Annotated in this window: 17 protein-coding genes; 9 read left to right on the top strand and 8 right to left on the bottom strand. The window is 71.7% G+C overall.

Annotated elements, in window-relative coordinates; genetic code table 11:
* Window positions 1-57: 57 nt before the first annotated feature.
* The 3 genes from ACH4UK_RS01365 to ACH4UK_RS01355 all read right to left on the bottom strand — a co-directional run bounded on the left by ACH4UK_RS01365 (window position 58) and on the right by ACH4UK_RS01355 (window position 3079).
* Window positions 58-873: a DsbA family protein gene (locus ACH4UK_RS01365; RefSeq protein ID WP_398354030.1), complete on the bottom strand. Its 816-nt coding sequence runs from the start codon at window positions 871-873 to the stop codon at window positions 58-60.
* 66 nt (window positions 874-939) lie between these two features.
* Window positions 940-1665 (bottom strand): hypothetical protein, encoded by a 726-nt coding sequence (locus tag ACH4UK_RS01360; RefSeq protein WP_398354029.1) that lies wholly within the window; start codon window positions 1663-1665, stop codon window positions 940-942.
* Between the two features lie 88 nt (window positions 1666-1753).
* A complete protein-coding gene (locus ACH4UK_RS01355) occupies window positions 1754-3079 on the bottom strand; it encodes a DUF2252 domain-containing protein (RefSeq protein ID WP_398354028.1) in 1326 nt (441 codons plus the stop codon).
* Window positions 3080-3282: 203 nt separating this feature from the next.
* Between ACH4UK_RS01355 and dnaE the strand changes: the two genes are divergently transcribed.
* A complete protein-coding gene (gene dnaE / locus ACH4UK_RS01350; protein ID WP_398354027.1) occupies window positions 3283-6819 on the top strand; it encodes a DNA polymerase III subunit alpha in 3537 nt (1178 codons plus the stop codon).
* A gap of 93 nt (window positions 6820-6912) precedes the next feature.
* Here dnaE and ACH4UK_RS01345 read toward each other — a convergent pair whose 3' ends face one another.
* Window positions 6913-7092 carry a hypothetical protein gene (locus tag ACH4UK_RS01345; RefSeq protein WP_007456121.1) on the bottom strand — a complete coding sequence of 60 codons (180 nt, stop codon included), beginning with the start codon at window positions 7090-7092 and terminating at the stop codon, window positions 6913-6915.
* A 301-nt stretch (window positions 7093-7393) separates the two neighbouring features.
* Between ACH4UK_RS01345 and ACH4UK_RS01340 the strand changes: the two genes are divergently transcribed.
* From ACH4UK_RS01340 to ACH4UK_RS01325, 4 genes are all read left to right on the top strand, one after another.
* Window positions 7394-8659: an NYN domain-containing protein gene (locus ACH4UK_RS01340; protein WP_398354026.1), complete on the top strand. Its 1266-nt coding sequence runs from the start codon at window positions 7394-7396 to the stop codon at window positions 8657-8659.
* A gap of 113 nt (window positions 8660-8772) precedes the next feature.
* The gene (locus ACH4UK_RS01335) at window positions 8773-9756 is read left to right on the top strand and encodes an ABC transporter ATP-binding protein (protein WP_398354909.1); all 984 of its coding nucleotides are present in this window, start codon (window positions 8773-8775) and stop codon (window positions 9754-9756) included.
* 103 nt (window positions 9757-9859) lie between these two features.
* Window positions 9860-10702, top strand: a complete 843-nt coding sequence (locus ACH4UK_RS01330; protein ID WP_398354025.1) for an ABC transporter permease — start codon at window positions 9860-9862, stop codon at window positions 10700-10702.
* 56 nt (window positions 10703-10758) lie between these two features.
* Entirely contained in the window at window positions 10759-11478 is a 720-nt protein-coding gene (locus tag ACH4UK_RS01325; protein ID WP_398354024.1) for an ABC transporter permease, read from the top strand.
* 72 nt (window positions 11479-11550) lie between these two features.
* Here the strand turns inward: ACH4UK_RS01325 and ybaK are convergent, their stop codons facing one another.
* The 4 genes from ybaK to ACH4UK_RS01305 all read right to left on the bottom strand — a co-directional run bounded on the left by ybaK (window position 11551) and on the right by ACH4UK_RS01305 (window position 15754).
* On the bottom strand, window positions 11551-12105 hold the full coding sequence (ybaK, locus tag ACH4UK_RS01320) for a Cys-tRNA(Pro) deacylase (protein WP_398354023.1): 555 nt from the start codon (window positions 12103-12105) through the stop codon (window positions 11551-11553).
* A 17-nt stretch (window positions 12106-12122) separates the two neighbouring features.
* Window positions 12123-12887: an LON peptidase substrate-binding domain-containing protein gene (locus ACH4UK_RS01315; protein ID WP_398354022.1), complete on the bottom strand. Its 765-nt coding sequence runs from the start codon at window positions 12885-12887 to the stop codon at window positions 12123-12125.
* A 5-nt stretch (window positions 12888-12892) separates the two neighbouring features.
* On the bottom strand, window positions 12893-13933 hold the full coding sequence (locus ACH4UK_RS01310) for a hypothetical protein (RefSeq protein ID WP_398354021.1): 1041 nt from the start codon (window positions 13931-13933) through the stop codon (window positions 12893-12895).
* A gap of 219 nt (window positions 13934-14152) precedes the next feature.
* Window positions 14153-15754, bottom strand: coding sequence for an oxidoreductase (locus tag ACH4UK_RS01305; RefSeq protein WP_398354020.1), 1602 nt, complete (start codon window positions 15752-15754; stop codon window positions 14153-14155).
* Window positions 15755-15939: 185 nt separating this feature from the next.
* Here ACH4UK_RS01305 and hisD point away from each other — a divergent pair, with 185 nt between their 5' ends.
* From hisD to ACH4UK_RS01285, 4 genes are read left to right on the top strand one after another with little or no spacing between them, the layout of a single operon-like run.
* Window positions 15940-17262, top strand: coding sequence for a histidinol dehydrogenase (hisD, locus tag ACH4UK_RS01300; RefSeq protein WP_398354019.1), 1323 nt, complete (start codon window positions 15940-15942; stop codon window positions 17260-17262).
* Entirely contained in the window at window positions 17259-18386 is a 1128-nt protein-coding gene (locus tag ACH4UK_RS01295; protein WP_398354018.1) for a histidinol-phosphate transaminase, read from the top strand. Before hisD ends, ACH4UK_RS01295 begins: the two co-directional genes overlap by 4 nt.
* Window positions 18383-18979, top strand: coding sequence for an imidazoleglycerol-phosphate dehydratase HisB (gene hisB, locus ACH4UK_RS01290; protein WP_031122041.1), 597 nt, complete (start codon window positions 18383-18385; stop codon window positions 18977-18979). The genes ACH4UK_RS01295 and hisB overlap by 4 nt, the downstream gene beginning before the upstream one ends.
* Window positions 18976-19143 carry a hypothetical protein gene (locus ACH4UK_RS01285; RefSeq protein WP_003969742.1) on the top strand — a complete coding sequence of 56 codons (168 nt, stop codon included), beginning with the start codon at window positions 18976-18978 and terminating at the stop codon, window positions 19141-19143. The genes hisB and ACH4UK_RS01285 overlap by 4 nt, the downstream gene beginning before the upstream one ends.
* Window positions 19144-19153 lie beyond the last annotated feature (10 nt).

Here is a 19153-nt window from a genome sequence, read left to right as displayed (position 1 = left end):
GCCGCCGCCCGAGCGGCCGGAGGGCCTGGAACGTCGGCCGGGCGGCGGCCGGAGGCGTTACGCCTTCAGCGCCTTGTCGATGGCCTTCGTGAACTCGTCGGCCGTCATGGGGGCGTTCTCGCTGCCCTCGCTCGTGATCTTCTTGTCGCCCATCTTCAGCGTCGGCGTGCCCTGCACACCGCTCTTGTCGAAGGTCTTGGACATCTTCATCGCCCAGGCGTCGTAGGTGCCGTCCTCCACGCTCTTCTGGAAGGCCTTGTTCCCCTTCAGGGCGTCGACCGAGTCCGCGACCTCGATGAGGTAGCTGTCCTCGGCGAACTTGTCGTCGCTCTCCTCGGGGTGGAACTTCGCCGAGTACAGCGCGGCCTTGTACTCCAGGAACGCCTCGGGGCCGACGTCCAGCGCCGCGCCGAGCGCGCTCAGGGCGTTCTTGGAGCCCTCGCCGTTGTCGGTGTTGTCGATGAAGGTCGCACCGACGTACTTGACCTTGTACTTGCCGGCCTCGACGTCCTTCGAGACGGTCTCGCCGACGCCCTGCTCGAACGTGGCGCAGACCGGGCAGCGCGAGTCCTCGTACAGCTCCAGGGTCTTCTTGGCGCTCGACTTGCCGACCACCACGGTGGTGCCGTCCTTGCCCGAGGTGTTCTTCGGCGCGGTGACGTTCTTCGCGTCGGCGGCCGCCTCCCAGGCGTCGGGCTTGTTCAGCTGCATCACGCCGTAGCTGATGCCGCCGACCACGGCCAGGGCGGCGACGACCGAGACGGCCACGACGACCTGCTTGCGGGTCCGGTCCTTCTTCGCCTGACGCTCACGCTCGGCGCGCAGCCGGTCGCGGGCCGCTGCCTTGTTCGCCTGGGTGTTGCGCTTGCTCATGATCGTTCTCCGTGGGTACGTGTGTGGGGGAGCGGGCGGTCCTGCCGTTCGTGCGTCGCCCTGCCCTCAGGCAGCGGCGTACGTCGTGAGCGGCGGGCCCCTGCGTCCCACACAGTGCACGAGGAAGCGGGCGGTCAGCGGCGGGTGCGGCCGCCCGGCCGCCCGGGGGCGACGGGCCGCGGACCGGACGCCCGCGCGCACCACGGCGACCGCGGTCAGCAGCGGCCGGAACGCCATCAGGGCCGCCGCGCGCAGCAGCCCGGACAGGGCCGCCTCGCCGCGCCGCAGCCAGGCCGCGGCCAGCAGCCCGACCGCCACATGGGCGACGAGCAGCAGCCACGGCACGGCCGGTCCCGGCTGTGCCAGCAGCGCGGCCGCCCGGTCGCCCGCACCGGCCACATCGGCCAGCGGGGTGCCCACCGCGCCGACGCCCGCGACCCGGGCCCCGCCCGTGCCGACCTCGCCGCCGCACAGGACGTCGAAGCCCACCGCGCGCAGCGGGCCCGCGACCGGGCCGCCGGCCGCCCCGTAACAGAGGTGCTGGCCCGTGGTGAAGAGCGTGTCGGCGGCCAGCTCCAGCGGGACCAGCAGGCCCGCGATGGCCCCGAAGCCGCGCTCCCGGCCGGCCAGCGCGTACGCCACGGCGAAGACGACAGCGGCGAGCAGGGCGACCGCGGTCAGCGGCAGCGGGACCCGGGAGAGCAGCACATGGGACGCCGTGGACAGGGTGACGACGAGCGCGGTGAAGACCGTCGCGCGCGCGACCCTGAGCTGCGTCCCTGAGATGTCCATCGCCGGAAAGTGTGTCATGCGCCGAGGTAGGCGGACCTTAAAAGAGGCTGAGAGTCCCGGTGGCGCGGGGCCACCGGGACCCGGCGCCCTACAGTCCCGGGATCCGGCCGTTGCGGAAGAGGTCCACGAAGATCTGGTGGTCCTCGCGGGCCCGCGCCCCGTAGCTGTGGGCGAAGTCGACCAGCAGCGGCGCGAAGCTCTCCTCGTCGGCCGCGATGGCCGCGTCGATCGCCCGCTCCGTGGAGAACGGCACCAGCGAGTGCCCGCTCTCGTCGTCCGCCGCCCCGTGCATCGTGGCCGTCGCCCGGCCCAGATCGGCGACGACCGCCGCGATCTCGTCCACCTCGTCGATGTCGGACCAGTCCAGGTCGACCGCGTACGGCGAGACCTCGGCGACCAGCTGGCCGGCCCCGTCCAGCTCGGTCCAGCCCAGCCACGGGTCCGCGTGCGCCTGGAGGGCCCGCTGCGAGATCACGGTGCGGTGCCCCTCGTGCTGGAAGTACTCCCGCACCGCGGCGTCCGTGATGTGCCGGGAGACCGCCGGGGTCTGCGCCTGCTTGAGGTAGATCACCACATCGTTCTCCAGGGCGTCGCTGTTGCCCTCCAGAAGGATGTTGTACGAGGGCAGCCCGGCGGAGCCGATGCCGATGCCGCGGCGGCCCACCACGTCCTTGACCCGGTAGGAGTCCGGCCGCGTCAGGCTCGACTCCGGCAGCGTCTCCAGATAGCCGTCGAACGCGGCCAGCACCTTGTAGCGCGTCGCGGCGTCCAGGTCGATCGCCCCGCCGCCGTCCGCGAACCGGCGCTCGAAGTCCCGGATCACCGTCATCGAGTCCAGCAGCGAGAAGCGCGTGCGCGAACGGGCGGAGCGCAGCGCGCCGAGCAGCGGCCCGTCCGCGGTGTCCAGCGTGAACGGCGGCACCTCGTCGTTCTTCGCGCCGGTCGCCAGCGCGTGGATCCGCTCGCGGTAGGACGCGGCGAAGATCCGGACCAGCTCGCTGATCTGCTCGTCGGCCAGCGCCTTCGCGTAACCGATGAGCGCCACGGAGGCGGCGAAGCGCTTCAGGTCCCAGGTGAAGGGGCCGACGTACGCCTCGTCGAAGTCGTTGACGTTGAAGACGAGGCGGCCGTTGGCGTCCATGTACGTGCCGAAGTTCTCCGCGTGCAGATCGCCGTGGATCCACACCCGGCCGGTGCGCTCGTCCAGGAACGGGCCGCCGTGCCGCTCCCGCTCCAGGTCGCTGTAGAACAGGCAGGCGGTGCCCCGGTAGAAGGCGAAGGCCGAGCCCGCCATCTTGCGGAACTTGACCCGGAAGGCGGCCGGATCGGCGGCCAGCAGCTCCCCGAAGGCGGTGTCGAAAACGGCGAGAATCTGCTCCCCGCGCTGCGCTGCGCCGGTCTGCGTTTCCGACATTTCTTGCTGCCTCCTGCAATAGCTGGCGTGTCTGGGCGGACCGGCGGTCCGCACGACTGAGTGCATGACAAAACGGACGCCTGTCCCGCCCTCTCCAACGCTCGGCGGAAGCCGGGAGTGCCCGTCGTTCGACTCGGTCACGTCGTAGACTTCCACGCTGTCCCCCCGTCCGTCATCGCCCGACTTCCCGGAGGCCCGACGCCGTGACCAAGCCGCCCTTCACGCACCTGCACGTTCACACCCAGTACTCGCTGCTGGACGGTGCGGCGCGGCTCAAGGACATGTTCGAGGCGTGCAACGAGATGGGCATGTCGCACATCGCGATGACCGACCACGGCAACCTGCACGGGGCCTACGACTTCTTCCACTCGGCGACCAAGGCGGGCGTCACGCCGATCATCGGCATCGAGGCGTACGTCGCCCCGGAGTCGCGCAAACACAAGCGCAAGGTGCAGTGGGGGCAGCCGCACCAGAAGCGCGACGACGTGTCCGGTTCCGGTGGTTACACCCACAAGACGATCTGGGCGTCCAACAAGACGGGGCTGCACAACCTCTTCCGGCTCTCCTCCGACGCGTACGCCGAGGGCTGGCTCCAGAAGTGGCCCCGGATGGACAAGGAGACCATCTCCCAGTGGTCCGAGGGCCTCATCGCGTCCACCGGCTGCCCCTCGGGCGAGGTGCAGACCCGGCTGCGGCTCGGCCAGTTCGACGAGGCGGTCCAGGCGGCCTCCGACTACAAGGACATCTTCGGGGCGGACCGGTACTTCCTGGAGCTGATGGACCACGGCATCGAGATCGAGCGCCGGGTCCGCGACGGTCTGCTGGAGATCGGCAAGAAGCTCGACATCCCGCCGCTCGTGACGAACGACTCCCACTACACGTACGCCAACGAGGCCACCGCCCACGACGCCCTGCTCTGCATCCAGACCGGCAAGAACCTCTCGGACCCCGACCGCTTCCGCTTCGACGGCACCGGCTACTACCTCAAGACGACGGACGAGATGTACGCCGTCGACTCATCCGACGCCTGGCAGCAGGGGTGCGCCAACACCCTCCTGGTCGCCCAGCAGATCGACACCGTCGGCATGTTCGAGGCGAAGAACCTCATGCCGAAGTTCGAGATCCCGGACGGCTTCACGGAGATCACCTGGTTCCAGGAGGAGGTCCGGGTCGGCATGGGCCGGCGCTTCCCGAACGGCATCCCCGACGACCGGCAGAAGCAGGTCGAGTACGAGATGGACATCATCATCCAGATGGGGTTCCCGGGGTACTTCCTGGTCGTCGCCGACTTCATCATGTGGGCCAAGAACAACGGCATCGCGGTGGGCCCCGGCCGTGGTTCGGCGGCCGGCTCGATCGTCTCCTACGCCATGGGCATCACCGACCTCGACCCGATCGAGCACGGGCTGATCTTCGAGCGGTTCCTCAACCCCGAGCGCGTCTCCATGCCCGACGTCGACATCGACTTCGACGAGCGCCGGCGCGTCGAGGTGATCCGGTACGTGACCGAGAAGTACGGCGCCGACAAGGTCGCCATGATCGGCACCTACGGCAAGATCAAGGCCAAGAACGCCATCAAGGACTCCGCCCGCGTGCTGGGCTACCCGTACGCGATGGGCGACCGGCTCACCAAGGCCATGCCCGCCGACGTCCTCGGCAAGGGCATCGACCTCAACGGCATCACCGACCCCAAGCACCCGCGCTACAGCGAGGCGGGCGAGATCCGGGGGATGTACGAGAGCGAACCGGACGTCAAGAAGGTCATCGACACCGCCAAGGGCGTCGAGGGCCTGGTCCGGCAGATGGGCGTGCACGCCGCCGGCGTCATCATGTCCAGCGAGCCGATCGTCGACCACGCACCCGTCTGGGTCCGGCACACCGACGGCGTCACGATCACGCAGTGGGACTACCCGCAGTGCGAGTCGCTCGGCCTGCTGAAGATGGACTTCCTCGGCCTGCGCAACCTGACGATCATGGACGACGCCATCAAGATGGTGAAGTCCAACAAGGGCGTCGACCTGGAGATGCTCTCCCTGCCGCTGGACGACCCCAAGACGTACGAACTGCTCTGCCGCGGCGACACGCTCGGCGTCTTCCAGTTCGACGGCGGGCCGATGCGCTCCCTGCTGCGCCAGATGCAGCCCGACAACTTCGAGGACATCTCCGCCGTCTCGGCCCTCTACCGGCCGGGCCCGATGGGCATGAACTCGCACACGAACTACGCGGAGCGCAAGAACGGCCGCCAGGAGATCACCCCGATCCACCCGGAGCTGGAGGAGCCCCTCAAGGAGGTCCTCGGCCTCACCTACGGCCTGATCGTCTACCAGGAGCAGGTCCAGAAGGCCGCTCAGATCGTCGCCGGGTACTCCCTGGGCGAGGCCGACATCCTGCGCCGTGTGATGGGCAAGAAGAAGCCCGAGGAGCTGGCGAAGAACTTCGTCCTCTTCGAGGCCGGCGCGAAGAAGAACGGCTTCTCCGACGCGGCGATCAAGGCGCTGTGGGACGTTCTGGTGCCGTTCGCCGGATACGCGTTCAACAAGGCGCACTCCTCGGCGTACGGGCTGGTCACCTACTGGACCGGATACCTGAAGGCGAACTACCCCGCCGAGTACATGGCCGCCCTGCTGACCTCGGTCAAGGACGACAAGGACAAGTCCGCGGTCTACCTCAACGAGTGCCGCCGCATGGGCATCAAGGTGCTCCCGCCCAACGTCAACGAGTCGCTGTCCAACTTCGCCGCCCAGGGCGACGACGTGATCCTCTTCGGCCTGACCGCCATCCGCAACGTCGGTCAGAACGTCGTCGACTCGATCATCCGGTCCCGCAAGGCGAAGGGGAAGTACAGCACCTTCCCCGACTTCCTGGACAAGGTCGAGGCGGTCGTCTGCAACAAGCGCACCGTGGAATCGCTCATCAAGGCCGGCGCGTTCGACGAGATGGGCCACACCCGCAAGGGCCTCGTCGCCCACCACGAGCCGATGATCGACAACGTGGTGCAGGTCAAGCGCAAGGAGGCCGAGGGACAGTTCGACCTCTTCGGGGGCGGCGAGGAGGAGAGCGGCGAGCCGGGCTTCGGGCTCGACGTGGAGTTCTCCGACATCGAGTGGGAGAAGGCCTATCTGCTCGCCCAGGAGCGGGAGATGCTCGGCCTGTACGTCTCCGACCACCCGCTCTTCGGCCTGGAGCACGTGCTGTCCGACAAGGCCGACGCCTCGATCTCCCAGCTCATGAGCGGCGACTACAGCGACGGCGCGATCGTCACCGTCGGCGGCATCATCTCCGGCCTCCAGCGCAAGATGACCAAGCAGGGCAACGCCTGGGCCATCGCCACCGTGGAGGACCTGGCGGGCTCCATCGAGTGCATGTTCTTCCCCGCCACCTACCAGCTGGTCTCCACCCAGCTCGTCGAGGACACCGTCGTCTTCGTCAAGGGACGGCTCGACAAGCGCGAGGACGTGCCCCGGCTGGTCGCCATGGAGATGCAGGTCCCCGACATCTCCAACGCCGGGACCAACGCGCCCGTCATCCTCACCATCCCCACCGTGAAGATCACCCCGCCCATGGTCACCCGGCTCGGCGAGGTGCTCAGCCACCACCGGGGCGACACCGAGGTCCGCATCAAGCTCCAGGGCCCCCGCAAGACCACCGTCCTGCGGCTCGACCGGCACCGGGTCAAGGCCGATTCGGCCCTCTTCGGCGACCTGAAGGTGCTGCTCGGCCCGTCCTGCCTGGCCGGCTGAGCGCACGGCTCACCGACGAGAGGGGCGCCCCGCAACCGCGGGACGCCCCTCTCGCTGTCTTCAACGTCTGCCCTACCGCATGCGGCCGACGGGTCAGTTGTGGCCGAAGCGCCGCTGATGCTTGCGCGCCACGTCGGACGGGCTGCCCTGGGCCTGCGCCTGCGGCTGGTTCTGCGACTCGTACGCCGTCGACTTGGCCTCCTCCGCGCTACGCTCCGACGCGGACGCGCGGTCGTGCTGACTGCCCTGCTTGCGGTTCTTGTTCTTGGCCATGGTGAATGCCTCCTGTGGGGAATCCTGGGGGGCCAGGACCGCTGTCAGACTCACATAGCGCCGCAAACGCCGCATGTTGGATCATTACCGTGCGTAGTGGTTTCCGCAGTGACCCCCGTTGCACGGCCTTCGCCCGGCCTTTCCGCGTCCTTTCCGTATTCCTTGCCGGATCCGCCACGCCGATGATCCAGTTCCGGCCGTTAACCCCTGCGCGGTCGGGCAGACTCGAAGGAAACCCTGGGTAAGCGGACCCGGTCATCGAGGAGCGGGCCGCTGAACCGTTCCCGAATTCTGGAAGAGGGTGGCACGCGTGGACCGTTGCGTCGTCCTGGTGGACGCCGGCTACTTGCTGGGGGCAGCCGCGAGTCTGCTGGCCGGAGAGCCCGCTCGTTCCCGCATCACCGTCGACCACGCCGCGCTCATCCTGGGGCTGCGGGAGCGTGCCGAGGCGGACACCCAGCAGCCTCTGCTGCGTATCTACTGGTTCGACGGCGCCCCCGACCGGGTGCCCCAGCCCGAGCACCGCCGGCTCCGGGTGATGCCCCGCGTGACCGTGCGGCTGGGCGCCCTGACCCGCAGTGACGGACGCTGGGCGCAGAAGGGCGTCGACGCCGCCATGCACGCCGAGCTCACCGAGCTGGCCAGGAACCGGGCCTGCTCCGATGTGGTCCTGGTGACCGGCGACGGCGATCTGCTGCCCGGACTGATGTCCGCCAAGGAACACGGGGTCGCCGTCCACCTCTGGGCCGTGCAGGCCGCCGACGGCGACTACAACCAGTCCGAGGACCTGGTCGCCGAGGCCGACGAACGCCGGGTCCTGGACCGGGCCTGGATCACCAAGGCCGTACGCGCCAAGGACATCGGCGGCAGTTGCGCCCCGCCGCCCGTCCCGCGCCCCGAGATCGCCGCGATCCTCTCCGCGCCGCTGCCCGAGGCGGCCCTCGCCGCCTCCGCCGAACGCGCCTCCGAGGCCCAGGCCGCCGCCGCCCGGGGCGGCCCCGCTGCTCCGGCGGGAGCCGCCCCCGACGCCTCCGCCGCCGACACGCCCGCCGCCGGCCACAAAGGCGTCCCCACCCCCAAGGACCTGGCCGCGCTGCGCGCCCACGCCACCCACCCGGACCGCCAGCACCCGCCCCAGCCCGCGAACGCCACGCTGCGCTGGTCCTCCGACAAGGGGTGGGTGGAACGCGGCGGACCCCTCGGCGAACCGGCGGAGACCGCGTCGCTGCCGACCCTCGCCCAGGTCACCAGCGCCGAACAGCGCTGGGCGGACCGGGAGGAGGACATCACCACCGTCGGCGGCGACCCCTTCGAGGTGGGCCAGGTCTTCGCCCGCCGCTGGATGGAGCGCCTGCCGGAGACCGTCCACCTGCAGAAGCTCTCCACCATGTACCCGCGCATCCCGCACCGGATCGACGGCGAACTGCTGCGGTACGCGGCCCGCTTCGGGCTCCTCGCCCACAAGGACGACCAGATCGACGAGCACGACCGCTACGCGATCCGGGCCGGCTTCTGGCGGGAGATCGACGTGCGGGCCGCCGCCGAGCACGTACCGGCGGCGGAGTAGCCACCGCGCGCCGCCCGGCGGCGGCGCAGTGGCCCCGGACGTCGGCCGGGGCGTGTGACCCCGTACTCTCGTACCTCGTGAGTACGGGCACAGCACAGGCGCAGAGCGACACCGTGTGCGCGGTGCGCGATCTGGTCAAGACCTATCCCGCCGTCCGGGGCCGCCGTGGCACCCCCGCGACGCCCGAGGTCCGCGCCACGGACGGCATCGCTCTGGACGTCGAGCGCGGCGAGATCTTCGGACTGCTCGGCCCCAACGGCGCCGGCAAGTCCAGCCTGGTCCGTCAGCTCACCGGGTTGATGCGGCCCGACTCCGGCACCGTCGAGGTGCTGGGCCACGACCTCGTACGCCACCCCGAGCGGGCCTCCCGGCTGATCGGCTACCTCGGGCAGGAATCCACTGCCCTCGACGAACTGACCGTCTCCCTGGCGGCCGAGACCACCGGACGGCTGCGCGGCCTTCCCGTACGGGAAGCCCGCGCAGAGCGTGACGCCGTCCTGGAGGAGCTGGGCCTCACCGCGATCGCCGGGCGGCCCCTGAAGAAGCTCTCCGGCGGTCAGCGCCGGCTCGCCTGCTTCGCCGCCACCCTGGTCGGTGACCGGCCCGTCCTGGTCCTCGACGAACCGACCACCGGCATGGACCCGGTCGCCCGACGCGCCGTCTGGGCCGCCGTCGACCGCCGCCGGGCGGAGCGCGGGGCCACGGTCCTGCTGGTCACCCACAACGTGATCGAGGCCGAGACGGTCCTCGACCGGGTCGCCGTCCTCGAACGCGGCCGGGTCATCGCCTGCGACACCCCCGCCGGGCTCAAGGAGCAGGTGGCCGGCGAGGTGCGGGTCGAGCTGGTGTGGCGCGAGCGGGCCCCGCTGGACGTCCCCGAGGTGGCGGCCCTGCGACCGTCCGCCCAGGAGTCCGGGCGGCGCTGGGTGCTGCGGCTGGGCCCCGACGAGGCACGGGCCGCGGTCGCCGCGGTGACGGGCGGCGCGGCTTTCGCCGCGCTCGACGATTTCACCCTGGCCACACCCAGCCTGGAGGATGTCTATCTCGCGCTCGGTGGAGACGCGGCCAAGGCGGCCAAGGGGCTGGTGAAGGCGTGAGGGGCGTGGGGAACGTGAACGCGGCGGACGCGGCGGACGTACGCGTACGCGACAGGTGGGATCGGTTGGACGTGTTGGACGTGTCTAAGGGGAGCGGCCTCAGGTGACGAGCATCATTCCGGCCAGGACCGCACCGCCGCGTGTCCGGCCCGTGCCCGGCGCCTCCGGCACGGGCCCCGCCCGTACCGTCGCGGCGCCCCTCGCACCGCGCGCCCGGCTGCTGCCCTCGCTTGCAGCCGTCTACCGCGCCCAGCTCTCCCGGGCGCGGGTCGCCCGGATCCCGCTGCTCTTCGTGGCGACCTTCCAGTCCGTCGGGATCATGGTCCTGATGCGGGGCGTCGTGGACGGCGGGGCGGAGGCCCGCGCGGTGGTCGCGGGATCCAGCGTCCTGGTCGTCGCGTTCGTCGCGCTCAACCTGCTCGCCCAGTACTTCGGCCAGCTGCGGGCGGGCGGCGGGCTCGACCACTACGCCACCCTGCCCGTGCCGCCCGCCGCGGTGGTGCTCGGGACGGCCGCCGCGTACGCATCGTTCACGGTGCCCGGCACGGTCTTCACCGCGATCACCGGAAGCGTGCTGTTCCAGCTGCCGATGACCCATCTGTGGGTTCTGGTGGCCGTCGTCCCGCTCTCCGGCGCCGCCCTGGCCGGCCTCGGCGCGGCCCTCGGGCTGCTCGCGCCGCGCCCCGAGCTGGCGACCCTGCTGGGCCAGCTGGGCATGTCCGCCGCCCTGCTGCTCGGGGTGCTGCCGGCCGACCGGCTGCCGGGGCCGGTGGGCTGGGCACGCGACCTGCTGCCCTCGACGTACGGGGTCGAGGCGCTGGCCCGGTCCTTCGACGCCCGCCCGGACTGGGGGCTCATCGCCTTCTTCCTCGCGATCTGCGCGGTGGTGGGGGTTCTCTCGCTGGCCGTGGCGACCTGGGCGTACCGGCGGGCCGCCGTACGGTAGCGCCGGGCCGGACCGGCCCGAACACGGGTGCGGCATCCGGTGAGGCGCCTCACAGGGTGGCCTGGCACGATGGCACGGTGACCGCACCTCTGACGCCGCCCCACCAGCCCGGCCCCCACGATCCGTGGCAGGCCCCGCCCTCGGGCTCCCACCTCGAGACCCCGTTCGCAGCTCCGGACGACCCGGACACGGCCACGGAGCTCCGTCAGGCCGTCGCCGTCGTCGTCCTGGTCGCGCTCGCGGGCATCGCGCTCGGGCTGCTGTGGGTGTGGCTCGCGCCGCGCGTTCCGCTGGTCTCCGACGACACGGCCGTCTTCCTCAAGAACAGTGAGGGCGAGGAGGCGATCGGGGCGGACGGAACGTTCGTGCTGCTGGCCATCGGCTTCGGGGTGCTCTCCGCCGCCGCCGTCTTCTGGCGGCTGCGCCGCGGGGGCGTCCTCGTGGTCGTGGGCCTGGCGCTGGGCGCGCTGCTCGCCTCGCTGCTGGCGTGGCGGGTCGGCATCTGGCTGGGGCCGTCGTCCGACGTGGTGGCGCGGGCCCGGGAGGCCGGCCAGGGCGTGACGTTCGACGCGCCGCTGGAGCTGCACGCGGTGTGGGTGGCGGTGCTGGCCTGGCCGTTCGCGGCGATGGGGATCCATCTGCTGCTCACGGCGGCGTTCGGGCCGCGGGATGTCGAGCCGGACTGGTCGGGGTACACGGGGTATGGCGGGGGGCCGGTGCAGGGGCCCCTGGCGGGGCCGCCTGGCGGGTCGTCCGCTGGGGGCGGGCCGGTCTAGGGTCGCCTGCGGCGGGCCTGTTCCCCTACCCGCCCCTTCCCGAAACCGGGGCTCCGCCCCGGACCCCGCTCCTCAATCGCCGGAGGGGCTGGTGTGAGGGGCCGGTGTGAGGCGCTGGTGTGAGGGACCGGTGCGACGCGCGATCTCCGCGAACGTCGCCCCCGTCAGTTCCGCCAGATCCGTCGCCGCCAGCTCGACCTCCAGGCCGCGTCGGCCCGCCGAGACGCAGATCGTCGCGTGGGCGCGCGCCGACGCGTCCAGCACCGTGCGCAGGCGCTTGCGCTGGCCCAGCGGGGAGATGCCGCCGCGCACATAGCCCGTGGTGCGTTCGGCGGCGGCCGGGTCCGCCATCGCGGCGCGTTTGCCGCCGACCGCGGCGGCCAGGGCCTTGAGGTCCAGGGAGCCGGCCACCGGGACCACCGCGACCGTCAGCTCGCCGTCCACGTCCGCCACCAGGGTCTTGAAGACCCGGTCGGGCGAGACGCCCAGGGCCTCGGCGGCCTCCTCGCCGTAGGACGGGGAGGCCGGGTCGTGGTCGTAGGCGTGCACCGTGAAGGCGGTGCCCGCCGCGGTCAGGGCGACCGTGGCGGGGGTGCCGCCGGACTGCTTCTTCGGCTTCTTCGCCACCGGGACGGGGTCCTCGTTCAGTTGGGGTGGGTGGGGGCCCGGGTCAGGTCGGTCGCGGGCAGCGAGGGCAGGTGCCGGATGACCGCGGTCTCCTTGCGCAGCAGCGTCAGCTCCTCGCGCAGCCGGGTCGCGGTGTCCGGGGCCTGGAGCAGGCGCTGTTTGGTGGGGACGTCCAGGACCGTGGCCGCCGCGACCAGGTAGGAGATCACGGACGGGTCGTCGGGGAGGTCGGCGCCCGTCGCCAGGGAGCGTTCGCTCGCTCCGGCCAGCCGCTTCTGGTAGGCGCGGAAGGCCCGCAGGACGCCCTCGGCGAGCGCCCCCGCCTCGTCGCCCTCGTCCTCGCCGGGTGGTTCCTCGGCCAGGTCCTCGACCTCGGCGGTCAGATACGGGCCGTTCGCCTCGACGGACAGCAGCCTGACCCGGGTGGTGCCGGTGGCCAGGACCTCGAAGCTGCCGTCGGCGCGCTCGCGGATCGTCGCCGCGTCGGCGACGCAGCCCACCCGGTGGAAGGTCTGGATCGGATCGGGGCCGAAGCCCTCCGCCGGGGCGCGCTCGGCGGGAGGGGCCGCCGCGATGGTGTCCGGCATACCGGTGGCCGTCGGGGCGATCTCGCGGCCGTCGCGGATCGCGACCACGACGAAACGGCGAGGTTCGTCCTCGTCGCTCTTCAGCAGCTCCCGCATCATGGCGCGATATCGCTCTTCGAAGACGTTGAGCGGCAGCACCAGGCCGGGGAACAGCACCGCGTTGAGCGGGAAAAGGGGAAGGCGGGCGGTGGTCACAACGCTCAAGCGTAATGGCCCCGGGGACGGCCGCGGTCGACCCGGTCGCGCAACGGCGTCAGGGAGGCCACCTGGAGGCGTGCGCCGTCCCGCGCGTCCAGGAACCGGCCGAGCGCGTCCTCGGACACCGACGACCACGGGAACGACGTCGCGTACGGGCCGATCATGTTGAACTGGTGCAGCGCCTCCGCCCAGCGGCCCCGGGCGAGCAGGACGTACGCGAGGAGATTGCGGACCTCGGCCGGCCACGGGTCGCCGGGCCGGTAGGCGGCGGAGAGCCCGATCGCCAGATCGGCCGCCGCGTCGATCCGCTCCTCCAGTACGGGGCTGGTCCGGCCCGGCGGCTGGGTGTCCAGGAGCAGCGCGAAGGCCGCCCGGACCGGCAGGGCCTGCACCAGGGAGTCGGGCAGCGCGTCCTCGGCGGCCCGCTCGGCGAAGTCGAAGCACTCGCGGTGCGAGCCGTACCAGGCGGCGGAGAAGTAGCGCAGCGCCGCCACATGGCAGCCGTAGTGGTGCGCGGAGCGCCGTACGGCCTGCTCCCACAGCGACTCGAAGGCGGTGTGCGTGGCATGGGTGCCGCGTGCGTGGTCCAGGGCGAGCCGCCACGGCACGGGGTCGCGCGGGTCCGCTTCGGCGGCGGCGGTGATCATCGGGCCGACCTCGCGGAGCCGTTCCGCGCGGGCGGGCGACTCCCAGGCCCGGCGGACCGACAGCTCGGCCTTGACCAGCAGCGCGTCCGGGTCGCGCGGGGCGGCGGCCAGCCAGTCGACGAGCCAGCCGTCCCGGCTGCGGGCGAAGGTGACGAGCCGGCCGAGGTAGCGGTCCCGGTTCTCCCAGTCGGTGGCGTCCCGGGTGGTGGCGAGCAGTTTGGCGGCCGGCTCGTAGTCGCCGAGGGCAGCGGCGACCAGCGCGGGAGAGAGCCGCTCGTCGGGGGCGTCGAGCAGCACCGCGTCATCCGCGGACAGTCCGGCGGACAGCGGAGGGCTGTGCCGGACCATGCGCGCGGTACTGAGCAGAGCGCGAAGGAAGGCCATGGTGCAGACCATTGAAAAGCGCTGGTGAAGGCCGCGCCAGGGGTGTGCTGTGAAGCTTCTGTGCCGAGTGAAGGGGTTGTATCGGGACGGGTCAAGAAAGGGCAAAGGAATGAGCCTTCGCTGGCTTGAATGCGTCCTCCCGTGTTGCTCGCCCGTCCCTGTGGTCACCGTGCGCGGACGGCCGGAACCTCGGCCCCGACCGCCCGCGGCCGCCCCGCAGTGCCCTGGGGCTCAGCCCCTGCGCAACATCCGGGACGCCCCCGCTGCCACGGTGGTGGCCAAAACCCACCCCACCAGCACCAGACCGGCCGCGGCCCACTGCCAGGCGTCCTCCATCCGCCAGTAACCGTCCTGCCCGAGGTTGATCACCGGGATCAGCAGATCCAGCGCGTACAGCGCGGGATTCCACTGCGGATGCTCCTCGCCCTTGATCGAGGGCGGGGCGTGCTGCGCGAAGGCCGCCGTGCCCGCCGCCCACAGCACCGCCATCCACACCGCGGCCCGTCCCGGCCGGTAGCCGTACGCCACCGTCCAGTCCTGGAGGTACCCCCAGGCCTTCGCGGCGGGCGGCAGCGTCTCGCGGCGGCGGCGCTGCTTGGCGAGCAGCACCTCGCGCGCGTCCGCGTCCTCGCCGCAGTTGCGCATCACCGTGGCGAGGCGCTCGTACGGCTCGGGGACGTACTCCGGGGTCGCGGCCAGCACCCACTCCAGCCGCCGGGAGAGCGGGAAGTGGCCGTAGGGGACGAGGTTCTCGTAGACGAAACCGCCCATCGCGAGGCCGCCGGGGCCCGGCCAGCTCGTCGACAGGTCGATCAGGGTCACCACCTTCGCGCCGTTCAGGACGACCCGGCCCTCCTCGGGGCGCTCCGCGTTGAACCGCAGTTCCGGCGTCACGATCCGGCGCAGCGACAGCTCCTCCTGCCGGGTCATGGTGAACCGGGCCTTGTGCAGGTCCACCGCGTCCCCGAACCGCCCGTCGTCCAGCCGCACCCCGCCCCGGCACTCGAAGATCTGCGAGCGGGTGCCGCGCGCCGGGGTCGGGGCGTAGACCACCCCGTACGGGGGAGTGGTGCCCTGGTTCCCCGTGTCGACGCTCACCCACGCCTCGGTCATGTACAGCGTGCGCTCCACCGTCAGCTGCGGGGCGTTCAGCGCGCGACGGTCCTCCGCGGCCCGCAGCCGGCTGCCGCGCAGGCTCAGCGAACCGCCCACCTTCGCCCCGCGCAGGCTCAGCTCGCCGAGCGTCTCGATCATCTCGGCCTGGAGGTCCTGGGCGACCGCCATGCCGTCCCCGACGATGGCCCGCCCGTGCCGGTCCGGGCCCACGCTGAGCTGGTTGATCAGCAGATCCGTGCCGATCTGGGCGTCGGTCAGCCGGATGCCCCGGTCGATCCGGCAGCGCGGCAGATGCAGATCGCCCTCCGTGTGCAGCCGCGCCGCCTCCAGTCGGGGCAGCGCGCAGCCCACCAGCCGCAAGGTCGTGAAGTGGCACTCGGGGAGCACCACCTCCTGCTCGAAGCGGCAGCCGGTCAGCTCCACGTACGGAGCCACCCGGCCGCCCGCCAGATCCAGCTTCCCGGTGATCCGCACCCCGCGGAGCTTCAGAGCCGCCACCCGGCCGGGCCGCGCGGGCGGACCGCTCAGCAGCAGCCGCGCCACCGTGCGCGCGCCGACGCTCCGCTCCGGTCCCCACGACTGCGGGGCGAACGGGTCGTTGCGGGTCGTGTCGTAGCTACGTAAGTCGTAGGTGGTCCCGTTGCGGAAGGACTGCCACATGCCCAGCTCCGCTGCGCTGAGGCCGTCCGGGATGTCGCCTTCGTGCGGCTCGGTCACGGCCGCTCCCTCCGTGCACACTCGCTGTAGTGCTGTTCTTCCCTCTGTGTGACGCTGTGAAAGCTAGCGGTCAGCAGTGACAGCCGGACATGGCCGAGACGCGTATCGGCCAGTGGTGCGAGCGACCGGTATCAGCCAGTGATACGGGCGACCGGCCGCTCCGGGCGGTCTGCGAGAATTGCCGTGTGATCTCTCGAATCGATCTGCGCGGTGACGCCCTCCCCGAGGGCGCCGCCCTGCGCGACCTGCTGCCCCGTGCCGAGTTCGACGTGGAGGCCGCCGTGGAAACGGTGCGGCCCATCTGCGAGGACGTGCGCCATCGTGGCTCCGCGGCAGTGATCGAGTGGGGGGAGAAGTTCGACGGTGTCCGGATCGAGTCGGTCCGGGTGCCCGCCGACGCGCTCTCCCGCGCCCTCCAGGAGCTGGACCCGGCCGTCCGGGCGGCCCTGGAGGAGTCGATCCGCCGCGCCCGGCTCGTCCACCGCGAGCAGCGCCGCACCACGCACACCACCCAGGTCGTCCCCGGCGGCGCCGTCACCGAGAAGTGGGTGCCCGTCGAGCGCGTCGGGCTCTACGTCCCCGGCGGCCGCTCGGTCTACCCCTCCTCCGTCGTGATGAACGTTGTCCCGGCCCAGGAAGCGGGCGTCGAGGGCATCGCCGTCGCCTCCCCGCCGCAGAAGGACTTCGGCGGGCTGCCGCACCCCACCATCCTCGCCGCCTGCGCCCTGCTCGGCGTCGACGAGGTGTACGCGGCCGGCGGCTCCCAGGCCATCGCGATGTTCGCGTACGGCACCGAGGACTGCCTCCCGGTCAACCTGGTCACCGGCCCCGGCAACATCTACGTCGCCGCCGCCAAGCGCCTCCTCAAGGGCCGGATCGGCATCGACGCCGAGGCCGGGCCCACCGAGATCGCGATCCTCGCCGACGCCACCGCCGACCCGGCGCACGTGGCCGCCGACCTGATCAGCCAGGCCGAGCACGACCCGATGGCCGCCGCCGTCCTGGTCACCGACTCCGCGGAGCTGGCCGCCGCCACCGAGGCCGAGCTGGCCCCCCAGGTCGCCGCCTCCAAGCACATCAAGGACCGTATCGAGCCCGCTCTGGCCGGCCGCCAGTCCGCGATCGTCCTGGTCTCCTCCATCGAGGACGGCCTCAAGGTCGTCGACGCGTACGGCGCCGAGCACCTGGAGATCCAGACCGCGGAGGCCACCGCCGTCGCCGACCGGGTCCGCAACGCCGGAGCGATCTTCGTCGGCCCCTGGTCGCCCGTCTCGCTCGGCGACTACTGCGCCGGCTCCAACCACGTCCTGCCCACCGGCGGCTGTGCCTGCCACTCCTCGGGCCTGTCCGTGCAGTCCTTCCTGCGCGGCATCCACATCGTCGACTACAGCCGCGACGCGCTCGCCGAGGTCACCCACCACGTCGTGACCCTCGCCGAGGCGGAGGACCTCCCCGCCCACGGCGCCGCGCTGAAGGCCAGGTTCGGCTGGAAGGTTCCGCAGCAGTGACGAGCAACTCCGCCCCTCTCAACCCCTGGGACGAGCTCCCCATCCGGGACGAGCTGCGCGGCCAGTCCCCGTACGGCGCGCCCCAGCTCGACGTCCCCGTACGCCTCAACACCAACGAGAACCCCTACCCGCTCCCCGAAGCCCTGGTGGACCGGATCGCCGAGCGGGTCCGTGAGGCCGCCCGCGGCCTCAACCGCTACCCCGACCGGGACGCCGTCGAGCTCCGCACCGAGCTGGCCCGCTACCTCACCCGCACCGCGGGCCACGCGGTCACCGCCGCCCACGTGTGGGCCGCCAACGGCTCCAACGAGGTCCTCCAGCAGCTGCTCCAGACCTTCGGCGGGCCCGGCCGCACCGCGATCGGCTTCGAACCCTCGTACTCCATGCACGCCCTGATCTCCCGGGGTACCGGCACCGGCTGGATCTCCGGGCCGCGCAACGACGACTTCACCATCGACGTGGCCGCCGCCCGCGCCGCCATCGCCGAGCACCGCCCCGCGGTCGTCTTCATCACCTCGCCCAACAACCCCACCGGCACCGCCGTCGACGCGGAGACCGTCCTCGCCCTGTACGACGCGGCCCAGGCCGCCGGCCCCTCGATGGTCGTCGTCGACGAGGCCTACGGCGAGTTCAGCCACCACCCCTCGCTGCTCCCGCTCATCGAGGGCCGCCGCAACCTGGTCCTCTCCCGGACCATGTCCAAGGCGTTCGGCGCCGCCGGGCTGCGCCTGGGCTACCTGGCCGCCGACCCGGCCGTGGTCGACGCGGTCCAGCTGGTGCGGCTGCCGTACCACCTCTCCTCCGTCACCCAGGCCACCGCGCTCGCCGCCCTGGAGCACACCGATACGCTGCTCGGGTACGTCGCGCAGCTCAAGAGCGAGCGCGACCGGCTGGTGGCCGAGCTGCGCGCCACCGGCTACGAGGTCACCGATTCGGACGCCAACTTCGTCCAGTTCGGCCGCTTCGACGACAGCCACGCCGTCTGGCAGCAGATCCTCGACCGGGGCGTCCTGGTCCGGGACAACGGCGTACCGGGATGGCTGCGGGTCTCCGCGGGAACCCCGGCAGAGAACGACGCGTTCCTCGATGCGGTACGCGAACTGAAGAAGGAGCACGACGCATGAGCCCCCGCGTAGGCCGCGTGGAACGCACCACGAAGGAAACGTCCGTGCTGGTCGAGATCAACCTCGACGGCACCGGAAAGGTCGATGTCGCCACCGGGGTCGGCTTCTACGACCACATGCTCGACCAGCTCGGCCGCCACGGCCTCTTCGACCTCACGGTCAAGACCGAGGGCGACCTGCACATCGACAGCCACCACACCATCGAGGACACCGCCCTCGCGCTCGGCGCCGCCTTCAAGCAGGCGCTGGGCGACAAGGTCGGCATCTACCGCTTCGGCAACTGCACGGTCCCGCTGGACGAGTCCCTCGCCCAGGTCACCGTCGACCTCTCCGGCCGCCCCTACCTCGTGCACACCGAGCCCGAGAAGATGGCGCCGATGATCGGCGAGTACGACACGACGATGACCCGGCACATCCTGGAGTCCTTCGTCGCCCAGGCGCAGATCGCCCTGCACGTCCACGTGCCGTACGGGCGCAACGCCCACCACATCGTCGAGTGCCAGTTCAAGGCCCTCGCCCGCGCCCTGCGGTACGCCGCCGAGCACGACCCGCGCGCCGCCGGCATCCTGCCCTCCACGAAGGGCGCCCTGTGACCGGCCTCAACACCATCCTGATTGTCGTCGGCCTCTTCCTGGCCGGCGGCGTCTACTCCTTCGCCAAGCAGGGGATGCCCAAGGGCGTCATCGTGCTGCTGTCGATCGGCTCCGTGATGTGCCTGGTGGCGGGCATCCTGCGGATCCAGGGACTGTGGGACTGAGAGGCACGCT

Origin of the sequence: Streptomyces sp. NPDC020884, assembly GCF_044333935.1 — a bacterium.
Classification (GTDB): Bacteria; Actinomycetota; Actinomycetes; order Streptomycetales; family Streptomycetaceae; genus Streptomyces.
This window is presented reverse-complemented; position numbering and strand designations above follow the sequence as displayed.

What these genes read in the sequence shown, in the direction of transcription:
- ACH4UK_RS01365 (WP_398354030.1), bottom strand. Translation starts at nt 873, where the DNA reads ATGAGCAAGCGCAACACCCAGGCGAACAAGGCAGCGGCCCGCGACCGG.
- ACH4UK_RS01360 (WP_398354029.1), bottom strand. Translation starts at nt 1,665, where the DNA reads ATGGACATCTCAGGGACGCAGCTCAGGGTCGCGCGCGCGACGGTCTTC.
- ACH4UK_RS01355 (WP_398354028.1), bottom strand. Translation starts at nt 3,079, where the DNA reads ATGTCGGAAACGCAGACCGGCGCAGCGCAGCGCGGGGAGCAGATTCTC.
- ACH4UK_RS01345 (WP_007456121.1), bottom strand. Translation starts at nt 7,092, where the DNA reads ATGGCCAAGAACAAGAACCGCAAGCAGGGCAGTCAGCACGACCGCGCG.
- ACH4UK_RS01310 (WP_398354021.1), bottom strand. Translation starts at nt 13,933, where the DNA reads ATGGTCTGCACCATGGCCTTCCTTCGCGCTCTGCTCAGTACCGCGCGC.
- hisB (WP_031122041.1), top strand. Translation starts at nt 18,383, where the DNA reads ATGAGCCCCCGCGTAGGCCGCGTGGAACGCACCACGAAGGAAACGTCC.